Below are 17,736 nucleotides of genomic sequence, written 5' to 3'. Positions count from 1 at the left end.
CGCGAGGTGTACTTTCGTTTTGAGGGACGCCCCCTTTCATATTGAAGGGGGAAAAGCGGAAGGATGTGTCTGGCACCTTGACCTTGTCGTTCACGACCCCGCACAGTTGACTGCCCTTATCACATTCTTGCAAAGCAGTGTTGCGGGCTCGATACCGAATGCACCAGAGAATCAAACCCCGCCCACCGCTTCTCCACAAGCGTAGCTCCAATGACTTTGGCCCGTGAGGGCTGTCCTCACGGGCCAGATACGAACACGAGGGTGGCAATCACCCAACAGCGCTTGGACGGTGAACATCAATTATGGGGAAGCTGGCTTGTGGTGCCAGTCGTTCAAGGAGTGCAGCCGGCCCCTGGTGGGTTTCAAGGAACCGCTCATCGGGGTGTAGTGGATAGACGGTGTAAAACCGGATCTCCCGTCCATCAGCGACGCGAACCTGAGCGGTGCCTGACTCCGGGTGAAACAGGAGAAGGCTGTCGAAAGGAAGGCCCGGTGCCAGGGGTTGAGGCGGGCTCCCATTCGCCAGGATGCCGTACCCGGGGCCGATCCACGTTCGGTGCTCGTGGAAGAAATGGGCCGCCCGGCGCAGCCATTCGATTGCCCACCCACTTCTTGAATCTGCAAGCGAGTCGGGGTTGAGTTTCCAATCGCTCGGCAGAAGCAGCACCAATTCCGCGTACCGGTCATCTTCCCGCCCCGCGGGAACTGTGAGTGCGCGATCACTCATCCCTGTCGTAAAGAGAAGCAGGTACCCGTGCCCGGGTGCTGGCGGAACGATATGCACTGAAACAGCGACTTCGCCCGGCACAATCTCCGCGATGCTGAGCGGTTCAACGGGACCGATCCTCAATGCGAAATGGCGAACGATTTCTTCGCGGAGTGTCACTGGCGATTCTGGGGCAGGTGCAGTGGGGGTTGCACCGTGAGCCAGGAGAAGTTCAGCGACCTCGGTCCGACCACGGTCAAGTGCTTTACTTAATACACTCGTCGGCGGAGAACCCCACGAAACATTCGGATCGGCCCCACGGTCAAGCAACAACTGTGTCATTTTGACAGAGTCTATGGCGACTGCGAGGAGCGGTGCCCCTCCCCAACCAACATCGGTTGTGAGGATCTTGGCCCCGTGGTCGAGAAGCAAACGCGCAACATCCACTCGATCGTAGAGAACGGCATCTTCAAGTGCCGGGGTCACATCAAGACCCACCTGCACGAAAAACTCCACAGTTGCGATATCCGCATATTTCGCAGCAATCTGAAGCCACGACTCGGCCCCCACATCCTCTTGGAGGAACCCGGGATGGTCCGTCAAAATTTGTTGGAGTTTGACAATATCGTTCCTCTTAATCGCATCGTAGAAATCACGGAATGGCAGTTGGCTCATCACTTGGGCTCCGTGGAAAACCATTTTCCCACTGTTTTTCTCGCCTTATCCTGATCGACCCACCAGCCGCGCCTTGTGCGTTCATCACTCGCTCGCGGACTGCGCTGACGCCCCACACTTCGCACTCACAGTCCCGGCGGGGTGAGCGTTTCGTCCGAGAGCCGGCCGCCGTGCTTCTGGATCTGCTCGCGCACGAGCACGACGAGCGCGTTGTGAATGCGCTCCTCAGCGCCCACGATGGTACAGGTGCGTTCGTCTCCGCCGGATACGAACACGATCTGCGTGATCCACGCGCCGGCCTCGTGTGCGATCAGCCGACCGGCCTCCACGTCGTAGTCGTTGGCCGTGATGATCGCGCCCGTTCCCCCGCGCCCGGCCATGTGCGCCAGAATCAGCGCGACCGATCCACTGTTGCGTAGTGCGGCTCCGCTGCGTGCGAGTTCGCTGAACGTGTCCGTTTGCGCGGCCAAATCCAGTCCGCGTGCGGAATAATCGATGAGCTGGTGCTTGAGCGGGTTCGCGGGGTCGACCGCGGGCACGAACACGGTCGCGCGGCGCTCGAGGTCGGTGCGCTCGATGACGAACGCCCCCTGCCCTCGCTCCGCCCAGAAGATGCGCCCGGACGCGGGGTGCGCGACCACACCGTCCGTCGTCACCCATCCCACGCCGTTCCACTCCTGGCACGCGATAGCGATGCAGAACTCCTCACGCCGGCACAGGAAGTTGCGCGTGCCGTCGAGCGGGTCGACCAGGAACCGGCGCTCCCCGACCGCGGGTAACGCGCGGTTCGGGTCGCCGTGTTCTTCGCCATAGAACCGGTGCGATGGGAAGTGCCCCTTCAGCACCTCGCTAATGCGCCCCTCGATCTCGTCGTCCACGACGCTCGCGATATTGTGCTCGTCCTTGTGAGTTGCGACCAGTCCGCCACCGGCCCAATGTGCCTCGAAGTGTTTCATCGCGATCCCGTTAGCCTCGAACGCGGCCTCGATCATCGCCCCGACGTGCCCGTAGTGCATCCCGCCCGGCAGTTTCCTCTTCACCACGCCGTCCCAGACGGGCTTGAGCACCGTGATGCGTGAATTCATCTCACCGCGAATCGCCCCGAAGTAGCGCCACATCTCCTTCGTCAGCGCGCCGTAGTCCTCCGCCCATATGCGTGCGCCTTTCGGGTACGAGTTCGCTTTCGCGAGCAGCAAGCGAACGTACCGTGTGTTCCGGTCGTCGTCGTTGAGGTGCGCCGGGTTCGTGCGGCCCTCAATCAGATCCCGCACCGCGCGCTCGGACCGTTCCAGCACGTCCTTGCACTCGTCGTACCGGCGCTCGAAGGCGTCGATCGCGTGCGGGGTCTTGAACGCCTCGCACAACAAATACCCCGCGATCATCCCGACCGAGAGGTTCCGCCCGTGCTTGGGGTGGTACAGCCAGTCGTAGAACTTCAGGATTTCGTCGAGCGTGTCGCGGTAGCGGTTCAGACACCCTCGGAGCGTTTCCACCGGGATCGCGGGTATCGTCGGAACGAGTTTGTTGTCGTCCGGGAGGAGCGTTTCCTCGAACAGAATCGGGAGCGAGCGCCCGGCCCCATCGACCAGTGACGGGCCGTGAATGTACACCGTGGAACAAAAATCCCCGTTGGCGAAACCGGTCTCCGCGTTCGTTTCCACGAAATGCGCGTCTTCCAACACTTGCGCGTAAGCATCACCCGATGTGAATGTCTCCGACGCGCCGCGTTCGAGGACCGCGGTCCCCAAATGGGTCTTGCGCAGGTCGCCGTTCGCGTCGCGCCGGTAGCCCGCGTAGGCGGGCATGGTGCGCCGAGTGTGGGCTTGTTCCCCGATCGTTGGGGAGAGGTCCATGCCGCGCACCAGTTCGTTCGCGGGCACGAACTCGACCACGCGCCAGACGTGGTTCGTGAGTTCGCCGGTCACGATCGCCGACGCCATCTCGAACCGGTGCAGGTGAAGCCGTTCGAGGGACGCAAAGTTCGCCCCGCGCCAGTACACGTGGAGCCGGAATTTGAAGCCGGTCGCCCGATCGTCGTCGAGCACCAGTTTGTCGAACCCGATGGGGTGCGGGTACGATCGCGCGGCAATGGCCGCGAGTGCCTCTTCGTCCGCCAGGATCGACGCCACGATCGCGCGCACCACGCGCTTGTCCGCGAAACTCGCCGTGATCGTCCGGAGCGACTCCACATCACCGGTACTGTGATTGCGAAAGTACGCGCGGAGCACCTGCCGGCCGGTTTCGAGCGTCGGGGCCGAGAAGAACTCTTCGATCCGTGCAACGAGCCCGGGGAACCGCTCCGCGCGGTCCGCGAAATACGCAAGGGTCGCGGCACGCACGGAGAGTTGCGGATCGAACGACATGAGCCACCCTCGTTATGATGAACGTGTGCGGGTAGTATGCGTCGGAGCACCGGTGCAGTCCACCCACCCGTTCGCACAGGACAGCGGGTGCGGTTCCCGACAATCGGATTTCGCTCTCGGACTCCAGTGATTGAATGGCAATTGCGCGGATACAATGTTGGTCGAGTGCTCTCCCGTCCGCCAGATACGAGTTCCGTTAACGGCTCGGTTACCCAACACGCAGCGCACCCGAAACGCGATCACCAACCGGGGTGAGCATGGAATCATTGTTCGTCTTCACGTCCCCGCCGAGCACGTGCAGCTACTTGCCGGACCAGCAGTGGTCACTCACGTACCAGATGGTGTCGCAACTCACCCCCCTTGAGTACCAGGAGCGATTGAAGGCGGGCTGGCGCCGGTTCGGGTTCTCGCTCTTCAGGCCGACGTGCCCGGCGTGTACCGCGTGCCGGTCGCTCCGCGTACCGGTGGCGACGTTCAAGCCGGACCGGTCCCAGCGCCGGTGCATGGCCGCGAACGACGGCGACGTGAAACTGGTGATCGGGCTACCCGAGGTGACGGACGAAAAACTCGACCTCTACGACCGGTTCCACTCGTACCAACACGAACACGTCGGCTGGTCCGACCACGGCCCGAAGGACGCGAGCGACTTCGCGGAATCGTTCGTCGACAACCCGTTCGTCACGCAGGAGTGGTGCTACTACCTGGGCGAAAAACTGGTCGGCGTGGGGTACGTGGACAATTTCCCGGAGGGTTTGTCGGCGATCTACTTCTTCCACGACCCGGCCGAGCGGAACCGGTCGCTGGGCACGTTCAACGTGCTCTCGATCATCCGCGCCGCAGCGCAATGGAACCTGCCGCACGTGTACCTGGGCTACTTCGTCGAGGGGTGCCGATCACTGGAATACAAGGCGCGGTTCCGCCCGAACGAAGCACTTGGCGTGGATGGAGAATGGGAAGCGTTCCGGGAGGGGTGATCTGCGTTACAAAGATTTCTTGACAGGATTAACAGGATCGACAGGATACAAAACCAAATATAGGTCTTGATCTTGTTGATCCTGTTAATCCTGTCGAAACTCTTCTGAAGGTCATCAATCAGCCCGCAGGCACCGGCCGTTCACCAGCATCCGACCATTGCGGTTTACACGACTTCGGCGAGCTTCTTGAGTTCCGCGGCGATCGCGGACAGTTCCGATCGGCCGACGGTCAGCTCCTTACGGAGCACGTCCAGTTTCTCGACCGCTTCCGTGTGTGCTTGGCGCCGCGCCGTGAGTGATTTCTCGGTCTCGGTCACCGCCTGCTCGGTGTAACAGACGTCCTTCTCCGCCTGTTTCACATCGGCCGGGAGCTTGCGGATCTGGTTCTCCAGCGCGATCTGGTCGGCGATCAGTTGCGTTCGCGTGGCCCGCGCCTGGGCGCGCTTCACGACTTGGTTTTCGGGTTCACCAACCGGGGTCGGCACCGCGACCACTTGTACCCGCGTCGCGGCCACTTCCACCGACTCGCGGAACGACTTCCCGCGCGCCTTGTGGTACACGACCGTCAACAGGAACGTGCCCAGCGCGACCGATACCGGGACCGGGTTGGCCTCGATCCCGTCGGCCGCCCGCGCGACCGCTTTCATCGCCTGATCGAGGAACCGCGCGACCGCGACCGGTTCCACCGCGTAGACCGTACCAACGGCGGCGCCGACGCCCGCGCCCGTGAGCGCAATCAGCTTCTTCATGGTGTTCTTCCTTGGTGTTGTGCGTCCGCGACGGGCAAACCCGGATCGAGCCGCAGAATTGGACGTTCACCCGGATAGAGGCGTCGGATAACACTTGGTTCGCGCGATACGCGAAAGAAAATTGCCGGCACACGGGTCGCGTTACTGGAACCCCAGTACGAGCGAGACGCGCTCGATCGCGTGCCCCCCGCCGCTCACGGGCGCGTCCGCGGGGAGCACGCGGTGCTTCCACACGTACCGGCTCTCGCCGCTGAGCAGGAGCAGCGCGCCGACCGGGAGCGGGATGTCGGTCACCGCGTCGCCCTTCGCGATCTGGAACAGCACCTCGCGCTGGACGTTGAGGATCATCGTGACGACGCCGTTCGCCGGGATGTCGACATGGAACGGGAACCCCGCGACCTTGCCGTTCACGCGCTGGTAGAAGTTCATCGTGAGCTTCCACACTACCGGTTCCCGCGTGGGGAACGTTCCCAATCAAGCAGTGAGTGTTAAGCCGGGTAGTCGCGTTTCTTCGATGAACGCTCTCAACAGGTCCGGTCGATGTTTTACGGTGATCAGCTCCTCGACCACATGATCCCAGAGCTCCTGCTTGTCGTTGGCCGCTAGGTTTGCCAATCGACCGTACTTGGTCCAACCCCAGACGCCCTCGTCCGGGTTCAACTCCGGGACGTAGCCGGGGAAGTCCTCCACCACCACGCCCGGGTGCTCCGCCAGCCACGCCTGGACCGCCTTCGATTTCGAGTGGATCGGGTTTCGGTCCCAAATCACCGTCAGCGGACCCAACCGCCGGTGCAACGTCTTCAGGAACGCGACCATGTCCTCGCCGTGAACGTTGTGGTCGAGCAACTCGAAGTACAGGCCCGGGCGCCCGACCACCGGGCGGAGTGTGATGCAACTGATGGCCGACCACTTGTCCCGCCGGTCCCAGGCGCTCAACACCGGCGTCTTCCCCCGTGGGGCCAGCGTGCGCCGGACGGTCGGGGTCAGGAAGAACCCGGACTCGTCGAGGAACACGTAGTACGCCTTGCGCCCGAACGTTTCCCGGACGATCCGGGGGAACTCGTCGGCGACCCATCGGGCCACCTCCTTGTCGTTGCGCTCGCGGGCCTTGCGCCGGGGCTTCTGACTGGTCCACCCGAGGCGCCGCTTGAGGATCTTGCGCACGTGCTCGGGGTGATACTCGATCCGGAAGTGGTGCTCGATCAGCCGTGCGACCCGCGCGGCGGTCCACAACTCGTTGTGCCATCCGTTGGCCTTGGCTCCCCGGACTAGTAAGGCCTCCAACGTCCGGAGGTCGTCGTCGCTCAGTCCGGGTGCCGGTCCGGATTGGGGCTTGGCAGCCAAGCCACCCGGCTCCCGCGCGGCGCGCACCCACCGGGAAATAGTCTTGATGTGAACGCCCAGCACCTGGGCGACGGTCTTTCGGGATTGACCGTCGGCTACGGCTTGCACGGCCCGCTTACGGCGGCGTTCCAGTTCCTCAGCGGTTCCAATTGGTCGGCTCATATACGGTTAGAGGCACAGAGCAAGCGGAGGGTGCGTTACCAAAGCTGGAGCCGGTAGTTCCTGATCGGGCGCTACGAATCCCTCACTCGCGACCAGCCCGTGAACGCCGGGCGCGAGGTCGCGTGCGACGAAATCCGGGAGGTTCGCGTTGCGCTGGAAGTACGCGAGCGCGTGCCCGTCTTCACCGTACCGCGGGAAATATTCGCACCGGATCGTGCGCTGGTCCTCTTCGGTCAAGGCGACGCGCGCGAAGTGTTCCTCGCTTTTGAGGTTGTGTTCCGCGCTGCGCACGTAAGCCGGTTGCGGAATGTGGGCCGTCTCCAACGAGCCTTCCGCACCACCGACTGCGGTTTCCAGTCGCTCGTACAGCGCGAGTGACTGGCGCACGAGCTGCGAGCACTGGTCCGGCGCGAAGTAATCGGTGTCGAGGAACAGTCCCGGGATGTGGCGAAATTGCTGCCGAGGCATGGCACGAACCGGCGACGAGGAACGCCGTTCACGAGGGAACGACCGGGGCAACCTCACCGCGAGAGGATACCCGCGGCGCGCGACCGCTTTACACCCCGCTCCACTTGAGTTCATCGCTGCCCTCCGGGTTACCGTAATAACGGGCGCGGGCCGTGCGCGTTGGCGACCCGGCGCGGGCACCCGCGCATACCGCGTCCTTTCTGTGTTGCCCGCGATTCGGCCCACTCGTAATCTCAGGGCAGTTCCACTCTCTCACTCGACGAGTCTCTTTCCATGAGCCACAAGCGCGTGAACGTCGCCATCGTGGGCCTCGGGTTCGGGTCCGAGTTCATCCCCATCTACCAGGCGCACCCGGACGCCGAGATGTACGCCATCTGCCGGCGCAACAAGGCCGAGCTGGAGGCGTGCGGCGCGAAGTTCGGCATCCCGAAGGAGCGCCGGTACACCGACTTCGAGGCGATGCTCAAGGACCCGAACATCGACGCGGTCCACATCAACAGCCCGATCCCGGACCACGGCCCGCAGACCATCGCGGCGCTCAAGGCCGGCAAGCACGTCGCCTGCACCGTACCGATGGCAACCAAGAAGGAAGAAATCAAGGAGATCATCGAGCTGCAGCGCAAGACGGGCAAAGTGTACATGATGATGGAAACCGTCGTGTACGCCCGCGAGTACCTGTTCGCCAAAGATCTGTACGACCGCGGCGTGCTCGGGCGCATCCAGTTCCTCCGCGGGAGCCACCAGCAGGACATGGACGGGTGGCCGGGCTACTGGCCGGGCCTGCCCCCGATGTGGTACGCGACCCACTGCGTCAGCCCGTGCCTCGCGATCCTCTCGGACCCGGCGAAGGGCAAGCTCGCGCTCGCCGAGAGCGTGGTGTGCCACGGCTCGGGGCGCATCCGCGAGGAGTTCATCCCGATCTACGGCTCCCCGTTCGCCATCGAGACCGCGACGTTCAAGATCAAGGACTCGGACGTGTGCGCGGAAGTCACCCGCAGCCTGTACGACACGGCCCGGCAGTACCGCGAGAGCTTCGACGTGACCGCGAGCAACGTCAGCTTCGAGTGGCAGCAGGTGGAGGGCGAGGACCCGGTGCTGCACATGCGCGGGCTGCCCGAGCACCAGATCCCGCGCCGCGTGAAGGTGCCGGACTTCGCCGGGCGCCTGCCGGACCCGATCCGCAAGTTTACCGGGGCGATCCACGACGCGACGCACCTGAGCTTCGTGCAGGGCGGCGGGCACGGCGGCAGCCACCCGCACCTGGTCCACAACTTCCTCATGGCGGTGACCGGCAAGCAGCCCGCGTTCCCGGACGCCCCCACGAGCGCGAACTGGACCCTCGTCGGCATCTGCGCCCACGAGAGCGCGCTGAGCGGCGACCGGGTGAAGATCCCGATGTGGTGAGGTGAGAATCACCGGAACCGCAGATCAACGCAGATCAACGCAGATCGGAAACAAAAGCGAGGGCGGCGGTTGTGGGTAGAACCCACAACCGCCGCCCTCGCTTCGTCGGAAGCTCACTCTTCCGAACCGAGACTACTTCTTGTCGTCCGGCTTCTTGTCGTCACCCTTCTTGTCATCCGGCTTTGTACCTTCGGCCTTCGGCATCGGCTCCGCTTTCTTGTCGTCCGACTTCTTATCCTCCGGCTTCTTATCGTCGGACTTTTTGTCGTCGCCCTTCTTGTCATCGGGCTTCTTATCGTCCGCCTTGGGAGTAACGACCGGCGCGGGCACGACCGGCGTAACGGGGTTGCTCTTCAGGTCGGTCGTCGTGGGCTTCGGTGCGTCGACGCGCGGGGCGCGCACGTCGATGTCGGCGAGCGCCTCGCCCCCGGCACGGGTGCTCATCCCGAGCAGCACCTTCTTGTCGATGGTCGCCGGGATGAACCGCACCGAGCCGTCGCCCATCAGGGCGAAGGTGCCCGGTTTGCCGCCCTGGTTGTAGCGGAACCCGGCCATCGGGTCGTTCTCGTCGAGCCCGCGCACCGTCGCGCCGCCGCCCGCGATCCACGGCTGCTGCAAGCCCGGTGGGGTCTGCATCAGGTAGATCGTGTTCGCCAGCCCGTCGGTCACCTCTTCGGCCTTCGAGCCCCACCCGTACCCGGTCATCCCCAGCTTCGTCTTCACGGCCGGGTCCTTCGGGTCGTACCGTGCGGAATCGAGCCCGGCCCCGGAGATCCCGACGTAGTTGGTCGCGCCGAACACGGCGTCGGGGGCGTAGGGCGTGGTCGCGCGCCACGCGGACTGCGGGTAGGTCGGCACGAGCAGCTCGGGCACCCACGCGCCGCCCACCTCCAGGTTCTTATCGGCGTACCACGCGGCGTTCTTGTTCACCTGCGAGCCCAGCGACCCGCGCCCGAGGTACGGGAGCAGGTCGGCGAAGAAGCTGACGCGCTGCACCGGCGGGTAGTCCAACCCGATCCGGTCGGGATCGGTCTTCGCCCGGTTCCACGTGCCGCGCGGGGTTCCCTGGGGCGTGCCCAGCGCCCGCGGCCCGGCTTGCGCGAGCACGTGGGGGCCGGATTCGGCCGAGAACACGGCCATCTTCCCCTTGAGCTGGTTCACGACGCCCATCATGCGCGGGCGGACCGCGGTCCGGTACACCTCCTCCGCCCAGGTGACGTCGACGGTGATTTTCAGTTGGTCGTCGGTCAGTTCGAGGTCGACGTGTGACACCGGTTCGTGCGGCGCGTTCGGGTCGCTCGCTCCCCCGGGGCCGACCGGACCGCCCGGGTACCTTCCGGGGCCGCCCGGCCCGTACCCTCCGGGGCCGGGCATACCGGGTTCGGGGGGGCCACCCGCACCGGGGGGCCACCCGCACCGGGGGGCCACCCGCACCGGGGGGCCACCCGGCCCGGGCAGCCGCCCGGGTTGCCCGCCCTTGTTCACGCCGCCCGGGGGCGAAAGCGGCCCCCCGCTCGACCCAACTCCCGGCGGGGAGCCCCCGGGGAACCCCGGGAAGCCGCCCGGCCCGGAGAGCCACCCGGGAACCCACCCGGCCCCGGGGGGCCGCCCGGGAACCCCGGCCCGCCCCCCGGCGGCACGCTGCCCGGAACCGTGTAATCGCGGAACTCGATCTCCGTTGTGAGCAAGAGCTTTAACACTTCCACGACGGCCGTCAGCCCCGGGGCGAGCGTGTCCTTCGCGATCTCGGGCACGTAGCTCTGGTCCGCGAACCTCAGCCGCAACTGGGCGACCAGTTGCCGGTCGCTGAACGCCGACACGCGCCCGCTCAGGTAACTCATGCGGTTCGCGATCGGGTCGAGCGCCGTCGAGAGGAGCAGGTAGTCCTTCTTCAGCATCTTGGGGTCGTAGTGCGCCCGATCGAACTTCTCGGCGTACACCAGGATCGGCTTCCCCGACGGGTCGACTTCCAATTCATCGAGCGCGCGCTTCAAATTGAATTCGAGGGTCCGGTACGCGTTCACCGTCGTGAAGCCCTGACCGCCGGGCCGCTTCGGGGGAACCGCCGGCGTCGTGGGTGGAGTGGTGGGGGGCGCCGGGGGCGCGGTCCCCTCGGTCGGCATCCCGGGCGTGGTCGGCGCCGCGTCGGGCGTAATCACCGGCGTGTTGTCCAGCTCGGTCCGGAACGGCGGGTACCCGTCGGCCCCGAGTTCCCCGAGGAACCGCTCCAACAGAACGTAATCGCCGACCAGAACGTGCTGCGTGTCGTACACGCACACGCCGAACGGTTTGTCCCTTTGCGCGGCCGAGGGGGGCATCGGGATCGCGGAGTACATGTCCCCGAACAGCGCCCGCATCGCGAGCGCGTTCGAGACCGCGCTCAGGAACGGCGCGGTGCGGAACGAGTACAGGTCGCGCCCCTTCACCGCTTTGGGTTTGGCGAGCACCGGCATCCGCACGAGCAGGTCCGGCGCCTTCACGGGGTTCTTGAGCCGGATGACCCCGAACGGGTCGCGCGTGTCGCCCGCGAAGCAGTGCACGTAAGACTGCACGTCCTCGGTCGAGACCCCGAGCGTCCCCTGGAACATTTGGGCCACCGCCTGATCCACGAGCGGGTCGTAGACCGGGGTCGTTCGCAGGCGGTCCAGATTGAAATTATAAACCGCGACCGCCTGGCCCGGGAGCAGATTGGTCGCGATCTTGTCACTACCCGGGATCGTCGGCACGACCGGGGCGCCCTTCTTCTCCGGGTTCTGCTCGTCCGGGTTCTGCTCGTCCGGATTGTTGTTGCTCGCGACGGGCTTGGGGATGTCGAACGGGTTCTTGGTGTCTTTTTTACCGCCGAGAACGGCGACCCCGACCCCGCCGAGCACCAGCACCGCGACCACGCCCACAATAATGGGCACGAGTTTCTTGTTCTTCCCGCCGGCCGCGGCCTTGGCCTTCTTCTCTTTCTTGTCCGCCTTATCGGTCTTCTTGTCCTTGGCGGTGGCCGTGGCGGTCGCCGCCCCCGCCGCGCCGGGCGCGCCCCCTTCCGGCGGCGGCTCTTCCACCTTGAAGCGGTACTTGCACTTCGGGCATTCCACCTTGGTGCCGACGAGGTCCGGGTTCTTGATCAGAACCGGCGCCTCGCAACTGGGGCAGGGAACCTTGAAACTCGGCATGGAGCGCTCCCGCGTGCCGTTATGAGGGCGTGAAATGGCGTGAGTATCATACTAGCGGCGCGGGCGCGAACGGTGCAAAGGCTTTTTGAACCCGTTACTGTGTGAAATCCGCGTGCGCGGCGGCCAATCGCGCGGGCCGCGTGCGAGCGGCGACCGATCGCGCGTCCGTTACGGTTCGTGAGGGCCGGCGAGCGGGGCAAAATCGCCCGGTCGTACTAACGGGATACTCACGGCGTCCAGAAACCCGCGCGGGTTGTACTTTTTCTCTACACACTGGAACCGCCCGCACTATCCTGTAACATCATTCGCCGCCCCGTCGCGCCACGGGTCGGCGTCGCGGAGTCCCCTCGCCATGCGTTCCCCAATTAAGGGGCTAATCGACCGGCTCCGGCCGCGGCACTACGGCCGCCGGCACCCGCTCGTGCTCATCAACGGGCTGGCCGAGCAAGCCGAGTCCTGGTACCGCAACCGCAAGTTCTGGTCGCGGTACTTCGACGTCCACACCCCGAACATCCTCGCCTACGAGGGCGAGACGATTCACCGGTTGATCGCGGCCAAGGAGCCGATCACGGTCGAGTACCTGGTGAACCAGCTCTTCATCTACCTCGACCAGTTCGTGCAGACCCCGCCGTACCACCTCGTGGCCAGCAGCCTCGGCGGGAAGGTCGCCGTCGAGTTCGCCGCGCGCTACCCGGAGATGGTCAACCGCGTGGTCCTGCTGTGCCCCTCGGGGATGGGCGACGAGGAGCAGCTCCCGATCATCGACGGCGTGGTGGGCCGGAACGCGGAGATGATGGTCAAGAGCGTGTTCCACCGCCCCCGGCTCGTGGACCGCGAGATCGAGCGGTACTACCGGTCCAAGTTCGCGAACCGGAAGTGGCAGAAGGGGTTCATCCGCACGGTGCGCGGAACCCTCGATCACACCGTGCGCGGGAAGATGAAGGACGTGAAGGCGCCGACGCTGCTCGTCACCGCGACCGAGGACAAGGTGTGCAACCCGGTCACGGCCGAAGAAGCGGCCCGCGAGCTGCCCAACGGCCACTTCCGTAAGATCGAGCGGTGCGGCCACGCGCCCCAGATCGAGAAGCACTGGCTGATCAATCGACTGGTCGTAGACTTCCTCAATTCGACGCGACCGACCGCGCACCCGTCGTGGACCAAACTCATCCTGGCGAAGCCAACACGAGCGAGCAAATAAATGCCATCAACTGTGCCGCCGCAGCCGGTCGCCCATACACCCCCGGCAACTCCCCCCAATACGGCCCCCCACCCCCAGCCCGGCCCCAATGCGGCGGACAGTGCCAAAACCAACCCGAACCCGCCGGCGCCCCTCGCCACGCACACCCCGAAGGGACCGGACTGGTGGCTCATGATGCGGGCCTTCCTCACACAGGGGAAGAAGATCGCGTCGTTCGCGCCCAGTTCGCGGTTCATGGCCCGCAAGATCCTCGACGGCATCAACTGGGCCACCGCGGGGTCCATTGTCGAACTCGGGGCCGGCACCGGACCGATCACGGCCGAGATGGTCAAACTGGCGAGCCCGAAGACCCGGCTCGTGGTGATCGAACTCGACCCCGTGCTCTGCGGCCGGCTCCGCGAGCGGTTCCGCGGCTCCCCGAACGTCGAGGTGATCCTCGGCGACGCGACGAAGTTCGGCGACCTGCTCGCCGAGCGCGGCATCCCGAAGGTCGACCACGTGCTCTCCGGGCTCCCGCTCCCGTCGTTCCCGGCCGAGGCCCGGGACAGCATCCTGGCGACGGCCGCGCGCACCCTCGGCGCCGGCGGGACGTTCCGCCAACTCACCGTGATGCCGCTGGTGTACTACAAGCTCTACCGCCGGTACTTCGAGGCCGTGCGGTTCCGGTTCGTGCCGTTCAACCTCCCGCCCGGCGGCGTGTACGTGTGCCGCGGGTTCCGGAGCGCGGCGACCCCGTGAGTCCTTGAGCGCGGGTTCTCGGTCCCGGTCGCGGTTCCCCCGGTTCGAGCGGAAGTCCCGAACAATGTCGGGCGCCCCGGGGCGAACAACTACTGACCGATGACCGAGGGTCCGATCCCATGCCGAGCACCAAATTTCTCGCGCCGGTCGCGAACACCCGGCTCGTCCGCAAGGCGGCCGACGCCGCGCTCCTCCGGTACTCGCACTACCGCACCGTTCAGCTCGACCAGATGGGCGCCGGGGCCGTGCAGCACGCGACCCTGATGCGCCTCGTCCGCAAAGCCCGCCGCACCCGGTTCGGGCGCGACCACGAGTTCTCCCGCATCGCCTCCGTCGCGGACTACCAGGCCCGCGTGCCCGTGCGCGACTACGAGTGGTTCTGGAACACGTACTGGAAGTCCGCGTACCCGAACCTCGACGACGTGACGTGGCCCGGGAAGATCCCGTACTACGCGCTCTCGTCCGGAACCACGAGCGGCGCGACCAAGTACATTCCCGTGTCGTGGGACATGGTGCGGTCGAACAAGAAGGCCGCGTTCACCACCACCTCGCTGTTCCGGCACACGAACCCGACCGCGAAGCTGTTCACCGGGAAGTTCTTCTTCCTCGGCGGGAGCACCGACTTGCGGAAGCAGCCCGACGGGAGCCTCGCGGGGGACCTGAGCGGGATCGCGGCGAAAGAGCTGTACGAGTTCCTCCGGCCCTACACGTTCCCGCCCGCCGAACTCACGCTCATCGCCGACTGGGAAGAGAAGGTCCGACGGTTCGCGGAATTGAGCGCGCGCGAGCCGATCACGGCCCTGAGCGGCGTCCCCGCGTGGATGTACGTTCTGTTCTCGCGCCTGAAGGAAGTAACCGGCAAGTCAACAGTTGCCGAAGTGTGGCCCGACCTGCGCCTCGTGATCCACGGCGGTACCAAGTTCGACCCGTACCGCGAACTGTTCAAGAAGGAAATCGGCAGCGACCTCGTGAAGTTCTGCGAGGTGTACCCGTGCTCGGAAGGGTTCATCGCGACCGAAGACCCGCGGTACAATCTGCTCCGGATCGTGCCCGACCACGACGTCTTCTTCGAGTTCATCCCGACCGAAGAGTTGAGCAAAGAGCGCCCCACGCGCCACACGCTCGCGAACGTGGAAGTCGGGGTGCAGTACGCGGTGGTCATCACGTCGTGCGCGGGGGTGTGGTCGTACCTCGTTGGGGACACCGTCGCATTCGAGAAGCGGAACCCGCCGCTGATTCGCTTCACCGGGCGCACGAAATACTTCCTGTCCGCGTTCGGCGAGCACCTCATCAGCGAGGAAGTGGAGAAGGCCGTCACGCACGCCGCGACCGTGTGCGGGGTGAACGCGCTGGACTTCCACGTCGGCCCCGTGTTCCCGTCGCAACCGGGCAAGCCGGGGCACCACCTATACCTGATCGAGTTCGCTGACCAGACGCCCGACACGAGCCGCTTCGCCAAGGAAATCGACGAAGAACTCACGCGCATCAACGAAGACTACGGCCCGCACCGCGTCGGCGATTTGGCGATGCTGGTGCCCGAGGTGCGCGTCGTGAAGCGCGGCGGGTTCGACGAGTGGATGAAGGCCCGCGGGAAGTACGGCGGGCAGAACAAGGTACCGCGCATGGACAACAGCGGCGCGCTCACGAAAGACATGACGACGTGGTTCGCGGAACACGGCTCGATTTAATCTCGGTTCGCGCGTGGCGCGGGCGGGCTGCCGTTGATAGAGTAAATTCACCCGCACACCAGCAAAACCGTTCGCGGAGCGAGCGGAACATCCCAGAACACGGCGTTCTCCACTAGCGCGCAGAACTCATGCGACCGCACACACCGTTTGTTGGGTTGGTCCCGGCCGTCCTCACGCCCTTCGATTCGACCGGCGAACTGAACCTCGCCGCGGTCGAACCGCACGCCGAGTTGCTCGCCGCGGACGGCGTGGCCGGCGTGTTCGTCGGCGGCACCACGGGGGAATTTAGTTCCCTCACGCTGGAAGAACGGCTCTCGCTCACCGCACGCTGGGCCACCGTTACAAAGGGCAGCCCGACGCGGTTGGTCGTTCACGTCGGGGCGAACTGCCTCGCGGACGCGAAGCACCTCGCGGCGCACGCCAACGCGCTCGGCGCATCGGCGATCGCGGCCGTCGCCCCGAGCTACTTCAAGCCGAAATCGCTGGACGTGCTCATTTCGTGGTGCGCGGAACTCGCTGCCGCCGCGCCCGACACACCGTTCTACTTCTACGACATCCCGGTCCTCACCGGGGTCGCGTTCTCGATGCCGGACTTCCTCGAACAGGCGCCCGCCCGCATCCCCACCCTGGTGGGCGCGAAGTTCACCAACCCGGACCTGCTGTCGCTCCAGCGCATGCTCCACGCGGGCGGCGGGCGCTTCGACGTGCTGTTCGGGATGGACGAGCAACTGCTCGCGGCGGTGGTTCTGGGCACGCGGGGCGCGGTCGGGAGCGGGTACAACTTCGCCGCCCCGCACTTCAACCGGATCCTCGCGTCCGCCCGCGCCAACGACTTCGCGACGGCCCGCGCCGACCAGTACCGTGCGGCTGAACTGGTCGCGCTCCTGATGCGCCACGGCTACCTGCCCGCGGCCAAGGAAGTGATGCGCACCCGGGGCGTCGACCTCGGCGGCGTGCGGTTGCCGCACCTGGGATTCACCCCGGAACAGGCCGCGAACTTCCGCCGCGATCTCGAGGTCGGGGGCTTCGGCGACGTGATCGGCGCGCGCGGAGCGTGAACGCCCGTTTCGGTATCTCGCCGGCGCGCCCCGACTGGCATTCCGTAATCCCCCGGTGGTCCGCTGTTTACCACCGCGGGACCGTGAGCTATAGTTAACAGTTAACACGGGTCACTTGCCCGGCCCGCGTCTCATGAGATTCCGGCGTGAAGGCGATCATTAGCGACATCCACGGCAACATGGAAGCCCTCCAAGCCGTGCTCGCAGACATCAAGGACCAGGGCATCCGCGAGGTGTACTGCCTCGGCGACGTGGTCGGCTACGGGCCGAACCCGCGCGAGTGCATCGACCTCGTCATGGACTGCAAGCTCGTCCTGCTCGGCAACCACGACCAGGGCGCGATGTTCGACCCGGACGGGTTCAACCAGTCCGCCGAGCGCGCCATCTTCTGGACCCGCGGGCAACTGGAGTCCCCCAGCGAGCCGCGCCCGGCGCGCGAGAAGCGCTGGGAGTTCCTCTCGGAGCGCCCCCGGAGCCACCGCGAGAACGGGCACCTGTTCGTCCACGGCTCGGCCCGCAACCCGCTCAACGAGTACGTGTTCCCCGAAGACGTGTACAACCAGCGCAAGATGGAGCGCATCTTCGCCCTCGTCGACCGGTACTGCTTCCAGGGGCACACGCACGTCCCGGGCATCTTCACCGAGAACATGCAGTTCCTCAGCCCGGAAGAGGTCGACTTCGCGCACAAGCTCGACGGCCGCAAGACGCTCTGCAACGTCGGCTCGGTGGGCCAGCCCCGGGACGGCAACTGGCGCGCGTGCTACGTGGTGCTCGACAACGACGTGATCAAGTTCCGCCGCGTCGAGTACGACTGGCAGAAGACCCGCGACAAGATCTACGAGATCTCGGACCTCGACAACTTCCTCGGCGACCGGCTCGGCGAGGGGCGCTAAAGTTCCGGGCGCGGTCCGCGAATAACCCGAAGGCCCACGGATGAGCTTCGTCCGCGGGCCTTCGGGTTTGTTGTTTTTCCGGGTGCGTCCCCAACCGGGCACGGGCTACAGAAAAGCCGGTGCGAATTTCTAAGATAGCCCGGTCGGGCCGT

Annotated in this window: 15 protein-coding genes; 7 read left to right on the top strand and 8 right to left on the bottom strand. The window is 65.5% G+C overall.

Annotation, left to right across the window (positions count from 1 at the left end):
• Nucleotides 1-268: 268 nt before the first annotated feature.
• Nucleotides 269-1,381: a suppressor of fused domain protein gene (locus tag VT84_RS26680; protein WP_162271857.1), complete on the bottom strand. Its 1,113-nt coding sequence runs from the start codon at nucleotides 1,379-1,381 to the stop codon at nucleotides 269-271.
• A 125-nt stretch (nucleotides 1,382-1,506) separates the two neighbouring features.
• A complete protein-coding gene (locus VT84_RS26675) occupies nucleotides 1,507-3,744 on the bottom strand; it encodes an inositol monophosphatase family protein (RefSeq protein ID WP_082841643.1) in 2,238 nt (745 codons plus the stop codon).
• A gap of 257 nt (nucleotides 3,745-4,001) precedes the next feature.
• Here VT84_RS26675 and VT84_RS26670 point away from each other — a divergent pair, with 257 nt between their 5' ends.
• On the top strand, nucleotides 4,002-4,718 hold the full coding sequence (locus VT84_RS26670; RefSeq protein ID WP_082841642.1) for an arginyltransferase: 717 nt from the start codon (nucleotides 4,002-4,004) through the stop codon (nucleotides 4,716-4,718).
• Between the two features lie 164 nt (nucleotides 4,719-4,882).
• Here the strand turns inward: VT84_RS26670 and VT84_RS26665 are convergent, their stop codons facing one another.
• The 4 genes from VT84_RS26665 to VT84_RS26650 form a co-directional block, all read right to left on the bottom strand.
• Nucleotides 4,883-5,467 carry a hypothetical protein gene (locus VT84_RS26665; protein WP_082841641.1) on the bottom strand — a complete coding sequence of 195 codons (585 nt, stop codon included), beginning with the start codon at nucleotides 5,465-5,467 and terminating at the stop codon, nucleotides 4,883-4,885.
• Nucleotides 5,468-5,608: 141 nt separating this feature from the next.
• Nucleotides 5,609-5,911, bottom strand: a complete 303-nt coding sequence (locus VT84_RS26660; protein WP_082841640.1) for a hypothetical protein — start codon at nucleotides 5,909-5,911, stop codon at nucleotides 5,609-5,611.
• A 30-nt stretch (nucleotides 5,912-5,941) separates the two neighbouring features.
• The gene (locus tag VT84_RS26655) at nucleotides 5,942-6,973 is read right to left on the bottom strand and encodes an IS630 family transposase (protein ID WP_157469131.1); all 1,032 of its coding nucleotides are present in this window, start codon (nucleotides 6,971-6,973) and stop codon (nucleotides 5,942-5,944) included.
• A 6-nt stretch (nucleotides 6,974-6,979) separates the two neighbouring features.
• Entirely contained in the window at nucleotides 6,980-7,441 is a 462-nt protein-coding gene (locus tag VT84_RS26650; RefSeq protein ID WP_082841639.1) for a hypothetical protein, read from the bottom strand.
• A 273-nt stretch (nucleotides 7,442-7,714) separates the two neighbouring features.
• Between VT84_RS26650 and VT84_RS26645 the strand changes: the two genes are divergently transcribed.
• Nucleotides 7,715-8,845 carry a Gfo/Idh/MocA family protein gene (locus VT84_RS26645; protein WP_082841638.1) on the top strand — a complete coding sequence of 377 codons (1,131 nt, stop codon included), beginning with the start codon at nucleotides 7,715-7,717 and terminating at the stop codon, nucleotides 8,843-8,845.
• A 132-nt stretch (nucleotides 8,846-8,977) separates the two neighbouring features.
• Here the strand turns inward: VT84_RS26645 and VT84_RS40260 are convergent, their stop codons facing one another.
• Together VT84_RS40260 and VT84_RS40255 are read right to left on the bottom strand one after the other, a co-directional pair.
• The gene (locus VT84_RS40260; protein WP_082841637.1) at nucleotides 8,978-10,219 is read right to left on the bottom strand and encodes a DUF1559 domain-containing protein; all 1,242 of its coding nucleotides are present in this window, start codon (nucleotides 10,217-10,219) and stop codon (nucleotides 8,978-8,980) included.
• 107 nt (nucleotides 10,220-10,326) lie between these two features.
• Entirely contained in the window at nucleotides 10,327-12,009 is a 1,683-nt protein-coding gene (locus VT84_RS40255; protein ID WP_082841636.1) for a hypothetical protein, read from the bottom strand.
• A gap of 352 nt (nucleotides 12,010-12,361) precedes the next feature.
• On the opposite strand from VT84_RS40255, the gene VT84_RS26630 reads away from it, so the two are divergent.
• The 5 genes from VT84_RS26630 (at nucleotide 12,362) to VT84_RS26610 (ending at nucleotide 17,584) form a co-directional block, all read left to right on the top strand.
• Nucleotides 12,362-13,207 carry an alpha/beta fold hydrolase gene (locus VT84_RS26630; RefSeq protein ID WP_052561926.1) on the top strand — a complete coding sequence of 282 codons (846 nt, stop codon included), beginning with the start codon at nucleotides 12,362-12,364 and terminating at the stop codon, nucleotides 13,205-13,207.
• The gene (locus VT84_RS26625) at nucleotides 13,208-13,945 is read left to right on the top strand and encodes a class I SAM-dependent methyltransferase (RefSeq protein WP_082841635.1); all 738 of its coding nucleotides are present in this window, start codon (nucleotides 13,208-13,210) and stop codon (nucleotides 13,943-13,945) included.
• A 119-nt stretch (nucleotides 13,946-14,064) separates the two neighbouring features.
• Nucleotides 14,065-15,633, top strand: coding sequence for a GH3 auxin-responsive promoter family protein (locus tag VT84_RS26620; protein ID WP_082841634.1), 1,569 nt, complete (start codon nucleotides 14,065-14,067; stop codon nucleotides 15,631-15,633).
• 128 nt (nucleotides 15,634-15,761) lie between these two features.
• Entirely contained in the window at nucleotides 15,762-16,691 is a 930-nt protein-coding gene (locus tag VT84_RS26615; protein ID WP_082841633.1) for a dihydrodipicolinate synthase family protein, read from the top strand.
• A 146-nt stretch (nucleotides 16,692-16,837) separates the two neighbouring features.
• Nucleotides 16,838-17,584 (top strand): metallophosphoesterase family protein, encoded by a 747-nt coding sequence (locus VT84_RS26610; RefSeq protein WP_082841632.1) that lies wholly within the window; start codon nucleotides 16,838-16,840, stop codon nucleotides 17,582-17,584.
• Nucleotides 17,585-17,736: the final 152 nt, after the last annotated feature.

This window comes from Gemmata sp. SH-PL17, from assembly GCF_001610855.1.
Classification (GTDB): domain Bacteria; phylum Planctomycetota; class Planctomycetia; order Gemmatales; family Gemmataceae; genus Gemmata; species Gemmata massiliana.
Note: the sequence above shows the minus strand (reverse complement) of the source record. Positions and strands in the feature narration are given on the sequence as shown.

Excerpts from the sequence above, each read along its gene's own strand:
- VT84_RS40255 (WP_082841636.1), bottom strand. The coding sequence starts at position 12,009 with ATGCCGAGTTTCAAGGTTCCCTGCCCCAGTTGCGAGGCGCCGGTTCTG.
- VT84_RS40260 (WP_082841637.1), bottom strand. The coding sequence starts at position 10,219 with ATGCCCGGCCCCGGAGGGTACGGGCCGGGCGGCCCCGGAAGGTACCCG.
- VT84_RS26680 (WP_162271857.1), bottom strand. The coding sequence starts at position 1,381 with ATGAGCCAACTGCCATTCCGTGATTTCTACGATGCGATTAAGAGGAAC.
- VT84_RS26665 (WP_082841641.1), bottom strand. The coding sequence starts at position 5,467 with ATGAAGAAGCTGATTGCGCTCACGGGCGCGGGCGTCGGCGCCGCCGTT.
- VT84_RS26620 (WP_082841634.1), top strand. The coding sequence starts at position 14,065 with ATGCCGAGCACCAAATTTCTCGCGCCGGTCGCGAACACCCGGCTCGTC.
- VT84_RS26645 (WP_082841638.1), top strand. The coding sequence starts at position 7,715 with ATGAGCCACAAGCGCGTGAACGTCGCCATCGTGGGCCTCGGGTTCGGG.
- VT84_RS26615 (WP_082841633.1), top strand. The coding sequence starts at position 15,762 with ATGCGACCGCACACACCGTTTGTTGGGTTGGTCCCGGCCGTCCTCACG.
- VT84_RS26670 (WP_082841642.1), top strand. The coding sequence starts at position 4,002 with ATGGAATCATTGTTCGTCTTCACGTCCCCGCCGAGCACGTGCAGCTAC.
- VT84_RS26675 (WP_082841643.1), bottom strand. The coding sequence starts at position 3,744 with ATGTCGTTCGATCCGCAACTCTCCGTGCGTGCCGCGACCCTTGCGTAT.
- VT84_RS26630 (WP_052561926.1), top strand. The coding sequence starts at position 12,362 with ATGCGTTCCCCAATTAAGGGGCTAATCGACCGGCTCCGGCCGCGGCAC.
- VT84_RS26655 (WP_157469131.1), bottom strand. The coding sequence starts at position 6,973 with ATGAGCCGACCAATTGGAACCGCTGAGGAACTGGAACGCCGCCGTAAG.
- VT84_RS26625 (WP_082841635.1), top strand. The coding sequence starts at position 13,208 with ATGCCATCAACTGTGCCGCCGCAGCCGGTCGCCCATACACCCCCGGCA.
- VT84_RS26650 (WP_082841639.1), bottom strand. The coding sequence starts at position 7,441 with ATGCCTCGGCAGCAATTTCGCCACATCCCGGGACTGTTCCTCGACACC.